The organism is Candidatus Enterococcus myersii (assembly GCF_017316025.1).
Lineage (GTDB): Bacteria > Bacillota > Bacilli > Lactobacillales > Enterococcaceae > Enterococcus_C > Enterococcus_C montenegrensis.
On sequence record NZ_JAFLVT010000015.1, the window covers coordinates 48,194 to 62,829 of the forward strand.

Below are 14,636 nucleotides of genomic sequence, written 5' to 3' on the forward strand. Positions count from 1 at the left end.
AATGAAAGCTTGCGGTGTTATTGTTGAATACAATCCCTTTCATAATGGCCATCTTTATCATATCAAAACAGCCCGCAAGAAAAGTCAGGCGGACGTTGTCATTGCTGTAATGAGCGGAAATTTTTTGCAGCGAGGAGAGCCAGCGGTGGTGGATAAATGGCAAAGAGCAGATGCTGCACTGGCTCATGGTGTGGATTTAGTAATTGAATTACCCATTCAATACGCTTGCCAAGCAGCGGACATATTTGCAAAAGGCGGCATCAAAACGCTGGCAGCATTACAATGTGATAGTTTGTGCTTTGGAACTGATTATGATGCAACGTTTGATTATAATGCCTTTGGACAACAGTTGAATCGGCAGTCTGCTGAAATAAAGGCACTGTTTCAACGAAAGGCGGATCAAAAAAAGACGTATCCACAAATTATGCAAGAAGTTTATCAGGAACTGTTTAACCTACCGCAAGTTAATCAAATGTTGCCTAATCATATTTTGGGTTTGAGTTATGCCAAAGAAAATGCGCAGCTACAAAATCCGATGAATTTAATTGCTATTAAAAGACAAAAAGCAGGTTATCACGATATTCAAATTACAGATGGAAAAATCGCCAGCGCTACAGCAATTCGTAAGCTGCTTCAAGAAGATGGCGATATTTCTAATTTTGTACCAACCAAGACAAAACAAAGTGTAGAAAAATATTTTGTTGATTGGCATAACTTTTGGCCTTATTTACGTTACCGCTTAATGAGTAGTAGCCTAGAAGATTTATTAATCCTCTATCAAATGGAATCAGGGCTTGCCTTGAAAATGCAGCAAACTGCACTTAATACCACAGATTTTACGGATTTTTTGTCTCAAGTAAAATCAAAGCACTATACATTAACCCGGATTCAAAGACAGCTATGTTATATTTTGTTGAATATTACACGTGCTGAAATGCAGCTTGCTTGGTCAGATAATTATTTGCGTATACTCGGGTTTAACCGTAAAGGACAAAAATATTTGAATCAACTTAAAAAAGTGACCCCTTGGCCACTACTTGCAAAAATCGGCAAAAGTGGTGCCAATCAAGTCCCCTTAACTTTAAGAGCCGATGAAATTTATCGGTTGGCAAGTAAAGACATTAGCGAACAAAATTTTGGTCGAAGGCCTTTGAAATTGAATTGAGACTAAAAAATACTTCACAGGAAGCCTTCACACAAGTATAATGGAAAAGGACGTTTTTTCGTCAGTTGAATAATATAGAAACGGAAGTGAAAGTATGGGTCGTAAGTGGGCAAATATCGTCGCGAAAAAGACCGCAAAAGACGGTGCAAATAGTCGTGTTTATGCAAAATTTGGGATTGAAATCTACGCAGCAGCAAAATCAGGTGATCCTGATCCCCACGCCAACCAAAAATTACGTTTTGTTATCGAACGGGCGAAAACGTATAATGTGCCAAAACACATCATTGATCGTGCGATTGAAAAAGCAAAAGGATCTGGCGATGAAAATTATCAAGAGTTGCGTTATGAAGGCTTTGGGCCAAATGGCTCAATGGTAATCGTAGATGCTTTAACCAATAACGTTAATCGTACTGCTGCTGATGTTCGCGCTGCTTTTGGTAAAAATGGCGGGAATATGGGAGTATCTGGAGCTGTTAGTTACATGTTTGATAATACTGCGATTTTTGGTTTTGCCGGCGAAGATGCCGATGAAATTTTAGAATACCTAATGGAAAAAGACATTGATGTTCGCGATGTTACAAAAGAAGACGATCAAATCATCGTTTATGGGGAACCAGAGGACTTTAACAGTATTCAAGCAGCATTAAAGGAAAAAGGAATTGCTGAGTTTTCAGTAGCAGAAATTCAAATGATGCCTCAAAATGAAATCCAATTAACAGGCGAAGACTTAGAAAAATTTGAAAAAATGATCGATGCCTTAGACGATTTGGAAGATGTACAACAAATCTTCCACAATGTAGAATTGGACGATTAAGATAGTTAACATAGAATATAAAAGTTACGAATAGTTAAAAAGAGGACTACTAATTGATATGCTCCAATAACTAGAATTTAATTTTTCTTTGACCTAGTTAGGGGAGCTTATCAAAAAGTAGCTCTCTTTTTTTGTTTATTTAAAATTGCGTAACTGTTTTCCTTAATTGAAACTAAAAAAATTAAAAGGCTGTTAGCCAACCGATGCTAACAGCCTACAAAGGAGAAAATTTCAATATCATACCATGGAAAAAGAATAGCACGACAATTCGATGGGTTCAACACTTCTGAGTTAAAAGAACAGCATTAGAACAATAAAAAAGTACATGCTTAGTGGTGTTATCCAGAATAAGTACAAAAAGGCTAATTCATTTATAGAATTGAGTTGAAAGTGGAGATTTTTGTCATATTTTTCTATCAAAGTGGTATGCTTTTACAAGGGGGAAAGATGATGGGAATAAAAAGTGTTCCGATTTTAGTTTTTGTTTATCTTGCATTTGCGATAGCGGGTAGATTTTTTAATAGTAGTGAAAAGAAAAAGGCTTTACTTGCAACGATTATCGTTAGAATAGCGCTATTTGTATTAGCTTTGTTTGCTACCTTTATAAAAGATATTCCAGAATTGGCCAGTGTATTTTTGAATGCCGACCTTAATTATGTCTCACCGCCAGATCTTGCTGTTTTGATTGGGATACCACTTTTACTGGTGGATATTGTCGATAGCGGGTTTAGTTGGAGTGATTTAAAAAAAGAAAAATAAAACGGCTCGTCAGATCAAATATTTGAAGCTAAAAATAAGTAAAAGACCGCTCCTGTTTGATTAAGTTAAAATAATTTGGACGCTATCTTAAGCTGATTTTTTTCAAGATAAAATCGCAAAAAGGAGGCAAACTCTAAATTAGCATATTTAAGCTTAATTTTTGACAACTTTTCCAAGCTTTGGGATAGTGGAATAGGAGGGGATAATATGATTCAAGCATATAAAGAATACTGGCATAATATGACTGTAATGAATGCCTCTGCAAAAAGAGGGCAATATTGGTGGCCACAACTCGTGAATTATTTGGTATTGGCACTTTACTCCATTCTAACTGGTGTTAGCCGTTATATAGAAATTACACCAGATGATGTGACGGTCATCAAAGAGTGGAACACGATTACGATCATTTTTATTTTATTAAATGCATTAATCTGGCTCGCTAATTTTACTGTACGAGCAAGACGCCTACATGATCGCAATCACAGCAATTGGTGGATTTTGTTTTACTTAATTCCAATAATCGGTACGATCGTTATTTTCATTACCCTAATTTTGCCAAGTAAATCCAATACACGTTGGCCTCAGAATCAATCAGAATTTTAGGATGAAAAGCTAAAAAAAGCACCTGCAACATTTCACAGTGAAGTGTTGCAGGTGCTTTTTTTGTCTGGCGGCACAGAAGTATCCATTTTATTTTTCACAAGAAAAAATATTAATAGGACTACTTTAGCCCTTTTAAGCCCCTCAAACTGGCTTCTAAGCCTTAAGCCGAAATTTTTTATTGTTAGCAAGGCAACTGAGTGCAAGTAACTTTTTTATTATGCTGACTTGGTAAAAAGACTTTGTAGCGCGGCAATAAAATATGGCAAATATAAAAACCATAAGTTGAGCCGTTGCCATAATCCCCGATGGGAAACTTGGAATTGGCTAATAATTGGGATTTTTGGCATTGCAAATAAAAACATAAAAATCAAAGCGGCAATAAAAATAAGTGGTAATAAAATAATCATTACTGAATTTTTTTCTTTTTGATAGAGGAGAAATAAAAGTAATGTTCCCACTAAAAGTGCAACAAATCCTGCTCCTGAAGCGTAATTGTGAAGCAGTGAGGTGAAGTCTACTTCGCTGGAGTTAGCTGCTCGGTCGAAAATACCGGTAATAATACAGTCGCCAATACCAAACAAAATTACCATCAAAGAAAGAACAAACGCCAGTTGAGAATTTGTTTCTTTGAACCGCTGAAAGATAGCTGGGCCACTTAAGACAAAGAGAGTACCGTTAATAATTTCCCAGATTTTAAACGCCCATTTTGTCGGGCTGTCGGTTTCACCAAAGGTTGAGATGAGATCATTAATTTGACTATAATTGGGATAGTACTTCGCCAAAATAAAAGGGAGTGCGATCTCACTGACAATGGCTAATAACAATAAATAAAAGCCATATTCTTTTAACAATTTCATGTTAATCACTCCAATAATTCAATTTACTTACAAATAATATTTTAATCTTATTTGGTTAACTTGGAAACTAAAAAGACTTTGCGTAAGGGCTACCAAATCCTAATCGGAAAATTGTCAAATTGTGCTATACTATTAATGCTTTGAAGATAGAAAGAAAGAGGTTAATCGTGTGAAAGCAAAATACATTTTAGCGTTGGACCAAGGAACAACTAGTTCTCGGGCCATCATTTTTAATAAAGCAGGAAAAGCTGTGGTTAGTGCACAGCGGGAATTTCCTCAGATTTTTCCTAAAGCCGGCTGGGTAGAACACAATCCGGTTGAAATTTGGAATTCAATTCAGTCAGTGATTGCAGATGCCTTAATCGATGGCAATATTAAGCCACATCAAATTGCAGCAATCGGGATTACCAATCAGCGGGAAACGACAGTAATCTGGGATAAAGAAACAGGAGAACCAATTTATAATGCGATTGTATGGCAGTCAAAGCAAACAAATGAAATTGCGGCAGCTTTAAAAGAAGCAGGTCATAGCGAAATGATTCAACAAAAGACTGGCCTTTTGATTGACTCTTATTTTTCGGCGACAAAGGTAAAATGGATTTTAGATAACGTTCGTGGTGCAAGAAAGCAGGCAGAAGAAGGTACATTGTTATTTGGAACAATTGACACGTGGCTTTTGTGGAAATTAACTGGCGGTAAGGTTCACGTGACCGATTACACGAATGCCAGTCGAACAATGATGTTTAACATTCACGACTTGGGTTGGGATGAAGAAATTCTAAGTCTTTTGGATATTCCCAAAACATTATTGCCTGAAGTCCGTTCAAATTCTGAAATTTATGGTTACACAGACGATTATTTATTTTATGGTCAAAAAATCCCAATCGCAGGTATGGCCGGTGATCAACAAGCTGCGTTGTTTGGGCAGCAGGCTTTTGAAGTTGGCAATGTCAAAAATACGTATGGAACAGGTGCCTTTATTGTTATGAATACCGGCAGTGATGCAATCACTTCTCAAAATGGATTGTTGACGACCATTGGTTATGGAATTAACGGCAAAATTACTTATGCATTAGAAGGGAGTATTTTTGTTGCAGGTTCTGCTATTCAATGGTTACGCGACGGACTGCGTTTGTTTGATCAAGCGCCGGATTCTGAGACTTATGCCAGTCGTGTTAAAGATAGTGATAATGTGTATGTTGTTCCGGCTTTTACTGGATTAGGTGCACCTTATTGGGACCAAGAAGCGCGCGGTGCAATTTTTGGTTTGACTCGTGGTACAACAAAAGAACATTTAATTCGTGCAACACTGGAGTCATTAGCTTATCAAACTTGTGACGTTGTTAAAACGATGGCAGAAGATGCCAAAACACCGATTACCATTTTAAAAGTTGACGGTGGCGCCTCAAAAAATGAGCTGTTATTGCAATTTCAAGCAGATATTTTACAAACGCCAGTTGAAAGAGCCAGCTATCTAGAAACTACGGCTTTAGGAGTAGCTTATTTAGCCGGTCTTGCTGTTGGTTTTTGGCAAGACTTAGATGAATTGCAAACATTTCAAGCGCAGGGAAAATCCTTTGAACCAAAAATGGCAAAAGAAATTTGCGAAAATTTATATGCAGGGTGGCAAGAGGCAGTAAATGCTACTATGGGCTTTAAGCATCGACCATTAGAAAAATAACGTTTTTTTCCCAGACTAGTTAGCAAGTACTTGTATTTGAAAAAAATATGGTATACTAATTGAGTGGAAACGTTATCTTTAAGGTGGTGGAAATCTTTGGAAAAAATTAGTTTAGAACCCTTTGATCGCATTTTAAGTGATTACCAACAAAAGGCAGAATTAGCCGTCTCGGTTAGTGATTGTTCAACTTTAGCACGGAGGTGTCAAAGTTTTGGTGTCGATGGCTATCGCTTGGGGGATTTTCGAGGCGCGGGTTATTTAAATCGTTATGTTTACTACTCTGTAACCCAAGCACCCATGTTAATCTATCGTAAAAAATATTTAATTCCCTTAGTATTCCGCCATAATCCAGAAAGTTATGAACTTTTTTCGGAAGAGTATCGTTTGGAGAGTTTTTTCATTTTATTAGCATGGTATTTAAAAAATGAACCGCAAAAAGTCATCTTACAGGATTACGAAAAGGTAAAAAATAAGCGTCTGTATCATGAATTTACTGTAATTGACAGTGCTTTTTTAGTTTTTCGTCTATCGGAGATTTTAGATGCGGCTGGTTTGCCAATAAGTCATTGTGCTAACCTTGCTACCTTTAAAGAATGGAACAAGCAACATCGACTATTAGATAACGGACTGGTTGGTCGCCACGCAAAAATCTTTGATGAAGAAGATAAAAAGCAATACTCAGAATTAAAAATGATTTTGCAATTAATTCAATTGAAATATCCCAATACGAAATTATTCATATAAAAAATACCCAAACCTATTGCTAGCAGCTGCGAAAAATTTCGGCAGTGCTTGTCATTGGTTTGGGTTTTTATGGCTAAAATAGTTATAAGACGATTTTATTAAAGGTTAAAGGATCGGCTGTATCAAAAAATGGCGATAGAACTTCCGGGCTTATCACCGTTAATTCATGCATTGCCCGCGTTGCAATCGTATAGAAAATTAAACGATCTTGTGGTGTTTTGAAACTTTCATCTACTTGCCAAGCATAGACGCGATCAAATTCTAATCCCTTTGCCAAATAGGCCGGAATAATCATAATACGACGTTTCATAAAGTCTTCTTCAGAGACAATTAATTGAATTTCTTTTTGTAAATCTTGATCTAGCGCATGATACAAGTTCACGCAGTCTTGACTAGTGCGGCAAATAATGGCGGTACGCCAGTATTTGGCTTTTGCTTCATTTGCTTTTAGATCATTTTTTAAATAAGTCAAACATTGCTGTTCATTAAAGCCTGTAACAAGCGTCGGTAGATCACCTTTTCTGGCGGTCAACTCCACAGTATCATCTTCAGATAAAAACTGATTGGCAAAATCGGTAATTTCTTTGGTTGAACGATAACTAGTGGTTAGCTGATAACGGGTAACTACTTGATCTGAAAAAAGATCAGCTAAATTTCCCACAATTGTTTCATTACCAAAAACTTTTTGATTTAAATCACCACATAAAGTCAGATTAGCCTGCGGGTATAATTCTCGCAAAAGGGCTACTTGCGCAGGGGGAAAGTCTTGCATTTCGTCAATAAAAATAAAGCGTGCTTGTACAGGTAAGTCGACTGGGCGCAATCCTTTTAACAATAAAAAGAACAAAACTGCGTCTTCTTGTTTTAAAAGACGATTTTTTAACAGCCTGCGCGTTTCTTCAATGCTTTTTTGCCACTGGGTTAGATCAACGTGGTGAGCTGATAAAACTTTCTTTGGAATACTTTGTAAAAAGTGGAGGTATTGCTTTGAAAAGTTAATAAATTGAAATCGATTGATGCTTTTTACCATGCTACGAAAATGGCGCTTAACAATTTGCTTTTTGATTTGATTCCGTAATTTTCGTTCATTTTCTTCAGAATCGGTTAAATTCGGATGGTCAGCAAAGTATTGTTGTAATTCTTCTTCTGCAGCATCTTTCACCCAGCTTTTTTTCGCTTCATCTTTTTGTAAACCGCCAACTTTTTTTAGCAGTTTTGTCTGTAAAAGTTGTGTTCGTTGATAAAGCGGTAAGTTAGGATTTGTTTCTTCGTACCAATTGCGCATTTGTTTTGTAGAAATTAAAGTTTGCCCGTTAATTTTAAGATTGCGGAACAAAGGTCCTAATTGTGTAATTTTTTGAATGTAATTCTTACTTGCTTTAACTAAGACCAAACTACTTTTAAGGCGTTCACTTTGTTTTTCATTACCAGTTAAAAAGACAGTTTCTTGTTCTGCTTCTTTTTCAATTGTAAAATTTGGTAATAATTGATCCATAAAGGCACGAAATGTCCGCGTTGGAACTGTACTTTCTCCTAATGAAGGCAAAACCATAGAAATATAGTCAGAAAATAAGTGATTTGGTGAAAACAAGAGTACCTGTTCATCAGCTAACCATTTGCGATTGCGATATAATAAAAATGCAATTCGCTGTAAGAGTGCTGACGTTTTACCGCTACCAGCAATTCCTTCAATTAACATTATCTTACTGGTGGTATCGCGAATAATTTTGTTTTGCGCTTTTTGAATGGTGGAGACAATATTTTTCATCTGAGAAGAAGAAGCTTCATCTAGAATTTCTAATAAAAACTCATCGTTGATTACTTCTGATGTGTCTACCATCGAAAGCATTTTACCCGCTTGAATTTTAAATTGCCGCTTAAGTAAAAGTTCTACTTCATAACGATCGTGGTCAGTTTCGTAAAAGGCAGGACCTAATTCACCTTCATAGTAAAGATTGGCAATTGGCGCGCGCCAATCAATGACGATGGTTTCTTGGTTTTTATCCCGTAAAGAAGCGATTCCAAGATAAAGTGTTTCTTTGCCTTCTTTGCCCTCAGTAAAATCTATTCGAGCAAAGTAGGGATTGTCTTTCATAGTAGCCAAAGTTTTTAAACGTTTTCCTTGGCTTTCGGCAGTGTGGTATTTTAATAATAGTTCTTGTTCATGTTGGCGATATTCAACCGCGGATTCGTAAAATGCTTCGTCTGAGCCACCACGAATTTGATGGTCGGCTACTTCTTTTAGTTCGGCTTGCATTTTGCCACTTAATTGTTGTTGTTGTTCTTTAATTAATTGTTGCTCGTTGTAAATAAGCGCAATTGTCCATTCGACATGTTGCTGCTCTTTGGCACGTTCATCCATAAAACAAGCCTCCGTTTCGTAAAAGTGTGATAAAAAATCACGCCATAAAATTATAGCACAGTTTTCGGGTTGAAAAAAAGACTGGGCATTGGAAACTTTGAAAAGAAAGGATAAGAAAATGCGTACTGAAAAAGAAATGTATGATTTGATTTTAAATATTGCCAAATCCCAACCACAAGTTAAAGCCGTAGCGTTGACTGGTTCCAGAGTAAATCCCAATGCTACAAAAGATAGCTTTCAAGATTATGATGTTGTTTATTTAGTTGATGAAAAAAAGACACTACTGCGTGATAGAAGTTGGTTAGAAAATTTTGGTAAAAGATTGATTATGCAATGTCCTGAAGAAATGACCTTATTTCCTGCCACATTAGAGGCTTGTTTTACATTTTTAATGTTGTTTTTGGATGGGAATCGCATCGATTTAACTTTGTGTCCCATAAAAAATAAAGAGGAATGGTTAGCCCAGGAAAAAATCGTAAAAACGCTTTGGGATCCCACGCATCTTTTGCCTACATTTTCACAAAATAGTAAGACGCCTTATTTTGTAAAAAAACCTACTCAAGCAGAATTTTTAGATTGTTGTAACGAATTTTGGTGGGTATCTACTTATGTGGTGAAGGGACTGTGGCGCCAAGAAAATCTTTATGCAATTGATCATCTCTATGGAACTTGTCAAAAGGAGTTACGCCGCTTACTCACTTGGCAAGTTGCCTTAAAGTACAATGATAAAATTGATACCGGTAAAAATGATAAGTATTTACTACATTTTTTACAAGCGGATGTTTCTCAAAATTTAATGGGATTATTTGATTTTACTACGCTGGCAAAAACATGGGAGAGCCTTTTTGCAACGCAACAATTATTTCAACAAAATGCAATAAGCTATGCAGAGAAATGTGGCTTTTCATATGATTTACAAACTGCTGAAAATGTCTTAGATTACTGTAGACAATGGTATCCTGGTAATTTATAAATCTAATTGTAAATGATTATTTGTTTCAGTTAGCACTTTTTCATTTCTATTTTAAGCTAAGAAAGCTATCCTTTAATTGAGGCTTACAGTAGTAAGTGGGAAGGTGGGGAATGAAAATGAGTCATTTTAAAAAATTTTTCTTAACATTAGTAGTAGGTGCGTTTGCCCTCTTCTTTGAATTTATTTTAAAACAAGGGCAATGGGCTTATCTTTTAGTCACGATTGTAGGTGGCGTTATGGCCTTGACCATGTTAATTGAAATGATTAAGACATTGCGCTCTGGTCGTTACGGAGTAGATATTTTAGCGATTACTGCGATTGTTGCAACATTAGCAGTTGGCGAATATTGGGCTAGCTTGATGATTTTGATTATGTTAACAGGTGGCGATAGTCTAGAAGATTACGCGAGTCGGCAAGCAGGACGGGAATTACAATCTTTATTAGACAACTCGCCGCAAATCGCTCACCGTAAAATTGGTGAGCGCTTAGAAGATTTAACGTTAGATAAAGTGCAAGTCAACGATGTTTTAGTTGTAAAACCACATGAAATCGTACCTGTTGACGGAGAGGCATTACAAGCTGGAAGTGTTGATGAATCTTCTTTAACAGGAGAATCCCGACTAGTTGATAAAAATATTGGGGATGAAATTATGTCAGGTTCTGTGAATGGAGAAGGCACACTGCTCTATAAAGTAACCTCATTAGCAGAAGACTCCCAGTACCAGCAAATTGTCAAGCTGGTGAAAGAATCTCAGGAAAAACCGGCTCATTTTGTCCGGATGGCAGATCGCTACGCAGTTCCGTTTACGGCGGTTGCCTATTTAATTGGAGGTATTGCTTGGTTTGTGACCAAAGATCCGGTTCGTTTTGCAGAAGTCTTAGTTGTAGCTTCTCCTTGCCCGTTGATTTTAGCAGCGCCCGTTGCTTTAGTTGCTGGAATGAGTCGTTCCAGTCGTAATGGGATCGTAGTAAAAACGGGCACGACAGTTGAAAAGCTAGCCGCAGCCAAAACTATTGCCTTTGATAAAACTGGGACGATTACAAAAGGTCAATTAACTGTTGAAAAAATAAATCCAGTCGCTGGTTTTTCTGAAGATAAATTTTTGAGCTACTTGGCCAGTGCTGAACAAGAATCATTGCATATCCTGGCCCGTTCTCTTGTATCTTATGCGCAAAAACGTGTGCCACTAGTGCCGGTTACAAATTTGGAAGAGGTAGTCGGTTCTGGTGTAAAAGGTGAAATAAATGGGCAAGTAATTAAAATTGGGCGTGCTGATTTTGCGCATGGGGCTGTTCAAGCGGGGGACAAAACGATGATTTTTGCTTCTTTAGATGATCAATACATCGGTAGTGTAACTTTTACAGATGAAATAAGACCTGAAGCGCAAAAAACAATCGCGCAATTACGTTTTTTAGGTGTCGATAATGAAATTATGTTAACTGGAGATCGTAAAAAAATTGCAGAGTCGACTGCTACTGAAGTTGGCATTCAGGCAGTCTTTGCTGAGTGTTTACCACAAGATAAAATTAATGTCTTAAAAAATGTAGCAAAAACTGAGCGTCCATTAATTATGGTTGGCGATGGCATTAATGATGCGCCCGCCTTAGCGATTGCCGATGTTGGAATTGCGATGGGGGCGCATGGATCTTCTGCCGCTTCGGAGAGCGCAGACGCTGTTATTTTGAAAGATGATTTAAGCCGTGTTGCCACAGCAGTGGAGGTCGCACAAGATACGATGAAAATTGCGCGTCAGTCAGTTTTGATTGGTATTTTTATCTGTGTGGGTTTAATGCTGATTGCAAGCACTGGTGTAATCCCAGCGTTAATTGGGGCAATGTTACAAGAGGTTGTTGACACCGTTTCAATTTTGAGTGCTTTGCGGGCTAAAAATGATTGAAAGCCAGTAAAGGATAAAGCACAATAAAAAATAATAAAACCTTTTGTGAAAGAATATGGAGTCGTCTTTTACAACTAGTTACAAGACGGATAAGAGGATAATATACGGCTAAGTCGCGCCTAAATAAAAAAGGTTGTCAACTTTTAAAATATATCTCAAAAGCAATGCATTGTATCTAAACAATTCGGGTTTTATAGGAGACATTTCTTTTGGTTTATGGTTAAAATAAAGGTAATTAAAAAAAGGAAGTGAAAGATATGCCATTTGTTCACATCGAATTAGTTGAAGGCCGCAATAAAGAACAATTAGCTGCAATGATGAAAGACGTCACAGAAGCAGTCCATAAAAATACAGGGGCCCCAAAAGAACACATCCACGTTATTATAAATGAAATGAAAAAAGGGACTTATGCCGTAAATGGTGAATTTAAGTAAGTTCATTCTTGCATTTTTCAAAAAGAAGTGTTTAAATAAAAACAACTTATTAAAGCCAACTGACTTTGAGAGTCTGTAACAGAGAGGAAAACAATTGCTGAAAGTTTTCTAGCAGAAAACCAAATGATGACCACTTTATGAACTCCTGATTAATCTCAGGCGGAAAGCAACCGTTACCTGCTTTAAGAGAAGGAGACAATATTTGTCTTAAAATTAGGTGGAACCACGTTAATTACGTCCTAGTGCTATTGTAGCGCTAGGACTTTTTTTATTATTAAGGAGGAATTATTTATGGCAATTACAATTACGTTTCCAGATGGCGCGAAAAAAGAATTTGAAGCCGGTGTAACAACTAAAGATATCGCAGCTAGTATTTCCAATAGCTTGGCTAAAAAAGCGTTAGCTGGCAAAGTAAACGGAGAATTAGTCGATTTGAGTCGTCCAATTGAAGCGGATGCTACCATAGCGATTATTACACCAGCTGATGAAGAAGCGCTACCTTTATTGCGCCACTCGACTGCGCATTTGATGGCGCAAGCAGCTCGTCGCTTATTCCCAAATATTCACTTTGGTGTCGGCCCGGCAATTGAAAGTGGTTTTTACTACGATACAGATAATGGTGATCACCCAATTACTGCGGAAGATCTACCGGCTATTGAAGCAGAAATGACGAAAATCGTTAAGGAAAATTTGCCAATTGAACGTTTAGTTTTATCTAAAGATGAAGCTTTAGCATTGTTTAAAGAAGATCCTTACAAAGTTGAATTAATCAGTGAATTACCAGCTGATGAAATTATTACTGCTTACCGTCAAGGAGAATTTGTCGATTTATGCCGTGGACCTCATATTCCGTCAACAGGTCGTATTCAAGTTTTCAAATTATTATCTGTAGCTGGTGCGTACTGGCGAGGAAATTCAGACAATCACATGATGCAACGTGTTTACGGAACAGCCTTTTTTGATAAGAAAGATTTAAAAGAGTTTATCAAACAAAGAGAAGAAGCCAAAGAACGTGATCACCGTAAATTAGGTAAAGAATTAGATTTATTTATGGTTTCACCAGAAGTTGGCTCTGGCTTGCCATTCTGGTTACCAAAAGGTGCAACAATTCGTCGTACCATCGAACGTTATATTGTTGATAAAGAAGTAAGTCTTGGCTACCAACATGTTTATACGCCAATCATGGCAGATGTTGAATTGTATAAAACTTCTGGACACTGGGATCACTACCACGAAGATATGTTTCCGCCAATGGATATGGGGGATGGGGAAATGCTCGTTTTACGTCCAATGAATTGCCCACACCATATGATGGTTTACAAAAACGACATACACTCTTATCGTGAGTTACCAATTCGAATTGCTGAACTTGGTATGATGCATCGTTATGAAAAATCAGGTGCATTGTCAGGGCTACAACGGGTTCGGGAGATGACATTAAATGACGGCCATACTTTTGTTCGTCCCGACCAAATTAAAGATGAATTTAAACGGACACTTGATTTGATGGTGAATGTCTATGCTGATTTCAATATTACTGACTATCGCTTCCGCTTGAGCTATCGTGACCCAAATAATACTGAAAAATATTTTGATGATGACGCAATGTGGGAAAACGCACAGACAATGTTGAAAGCTGCGATGGATGAACTTGGTTTGGAATATTTTGAAGCAGAAGGGGAAGCAGCCTTTTATGGTCCAAAACTTGATGTTCAAGTTAAAACAGCCTTGGGGATGGAAGAAACACTGTCTACTATCCAATTAGACTTCTTATTACCAGAACGCTTTGACTTAACGTATGTGGGTGAAGATGGTGAAAATACACATCGTCCTGTTGTTATCCACCGAGGAATTGTTTCAACAATGGAACGCTTTGTCGCTTATTTAACAGAAGTTTACAAAGGAGCTTTTCCAACTTGGTTAGCACCGATCCAAGCGACAATTATTCCTGTTTCTGTTGAAGCACATTCAGATTACGCTTATGAAATCAAAGAACGTTTGCAAGAAAAAGGAATTCGTGTTGAAGTTGATGATCGCAATGAAAAAATGGGGTATAAAATTCGTGCTTCCCAAACACAAAAAATTCCATATCAATTAGTTGTTGGCGATAATGAAGTAAAAGATGCAACAGTAAATGTACGCCGTTATGGAAGTAAAGAGACTTCTGTTGAAGAGTTGAATATTTTTGTGGATGCGATTGCCGCTGAAGTGAATAATTACAGCCGCGTATAATTTTTTTGAAGCTGACCTGCCTTTTTAAACATTTATATGATAAAGTAATTTGTGAAAGTTCTGAAGAATTTTCATACAGGAAAATTATTTTTGAAATGTAAAAAAGTAAAAGGA

The 14,636-nt window shown here is 37.1% G+C and carries 12 protein-coding genes; 10 read left to right on the plus strand and 2 right to left on the minus strand.

Features of this window, described 5'->3' with window-relative positions:
• Position 1: 1 nt before the first annotated feature.
• The 4 genes from JZO76_RS10525 (at position 2) to JZO76_RS10540 (ending at position 3,341) form a co-directional block, all read left to right on the plus strand.
• Positions 2-1,165: a nucleotidyltransferase gene (locus tag JZO76_RS10525; RefSeq protein ID WP_206904021.1), complete on the plus strand. Its 1,164-nt coding sequence runs from the start codon at positions 2-4 to the stop codon at positions 1,163-1,165.
• Between the two features lie 94 nt (positions 1,166-1,259).
• Positions 1,260-1,979 (plus strand): YebC/PmpR family DNA-binding transcriptional regulator, encoded by a 720-nt coding sequence (locus JZO76_RS10530; RefSeq protein WP_206904022.1) that lies wholly within the window; start codon positions 1,260-1,262, stop codon positions 1,977-1,979.
• Between the two features lie 450 nt (positions 1,980-2,429).
• Positions 2,430-2,738 carry a hypothetical protein gene (locus JZO76_RS10535; RefSeq protein WP_206904023.1) on the plus strand — a complete coding sequence of 103 codons (309 nt, stop codon included), beginning with the start codon at positions 2,430-2,432 and terminating at the stop codon, positions 2,736-2,738.
• Between the two features lie 207 nt (positions 2,739-2,945).
• A complete protein-coding gene (locus tag JZO76_RS10540; RefSeq protein ID WP_206904024.1) occupies positions 2,946-3,341 on the plus strand; it encodes a DUF805 domain-containing protein in 396 nt (131 codons plus the stop codon).
• Positions 3,342-3,556: 215 nt separating this feature from the next.
• Here the strand turns inward: JZO76_RS10540 and JZO76_RS10545 are convergent, their stop codons facing one another.
• Complete coding sequence (locus tag JZO76_RS10545) at positions 3,557-4,198, minus strand: DUF998 domain-containing protein (protein WP_206904025.1); 642 nt, start codon at positions 4,196-4,198, stop codon at positions 3,557-3,559.
• A gap of 169 nt (positions 4,199-4,367) precedes the next feature.
• Between JZO76_RS10545 and glpK the strand changes: the two genes are divergently transcribed.
• Both glpK and JZO76_RS10555 read left to right on the plus strand, forming a co-directional pair.
• Positions 4,368-5,879, plus strand: a complete 1,512-nt coding sequence (gene glpK / locus JZO76_RS10550) for a glycerol kinase GlpK (protein ID WP_206904026.1) — start codon at positions 4,368-4,370, stop codon at positions 5,877-5,879.
• A gap of 96 nt (positions 5,880-5,975) precedes the next feature.
• Entirely contained in the window at positions 5,976-6,623 is a 648-nt protein-coding gene (locus tag JZO76_RS10555; protein ID WP_206904027.1) for a hypothetical protein, read from the plus strand.
• An 82-nt stretch (positions 6,624-6,705) separates the two neighbouring features.
• Here the strand turns inward: JZO76_RS10555 and helD are convergent, their stop codons facing one another.
• Positions 6,706-8,985 (minus strand): RNA polymerase recycling motor HelD, encoded by a 2,280-nt coding sequence (gene helD / locus JZO76_RS10560; RefSeq protein WP_206904029.1) that lies wholly within the window; start codon positions 8,983-8,985, stop codon positions 6,706-6,708.
• A gap of 118 nt (positions 8,986-9,103) precedes the next feature.
• Between helD and JZO76_RS10565 the strand changes: the two genes are divergently transcribed.
• The 4 genes from JZO76_RS10565 (at position 9,104) to thrS (ending at position 14,522) form a co-directional block, all read left to right on the plus strand.
• Complete coding sequence (locus JZO76_RS10565; protein WP_206904031.1) at positions 9,104-9,958, plus strand: aminoglycoside 6-adenylyltransferase; 855 nt, start codon at positions 9,104-9,106, stop codon at positions 9,956-9,958.
• A gap of 116 nt (positions 9,959-10,074) precedes the next feature.
• Positions 10,075-11,856 (plus strand): heavy metal translocating P-type ATPase, encoded by a 1,782-nt coding sequence (locus JZO76_RS10570; RefSeq protein WP_206904032.1) that lies wholly within the window; start codon positions 10,075-10,077, stop codon positions 11,854-11,856.
• Between the two features lie 257 nt (positions 11,857-12,113).
• A complete protein-coding gene (locus JZO76_RS10575; protein WP_206904034.1) occupies positions 12,114-12,290 on the plus strand; it encodes a 2-hydroxymuconate tautomerase in 177 nt (58 codons plus the stop codon).
• Positions 12,291-12,581: 291 nt separating this feature from the next.
• Positions 12,582-14,522 (plus strand): threonine--tRNA ligase, encoded by a 1,941-nt coding sequence (gene thrS, locus JZO76_RS10580; RefSeq protein WP_206904036.1) that lies wholly within the window; start codon positions 12,582-12,584, stop codon positions 14,520-14,522.
• Positions 14,523-14,636: the final 114 nt, after the last annotated feature.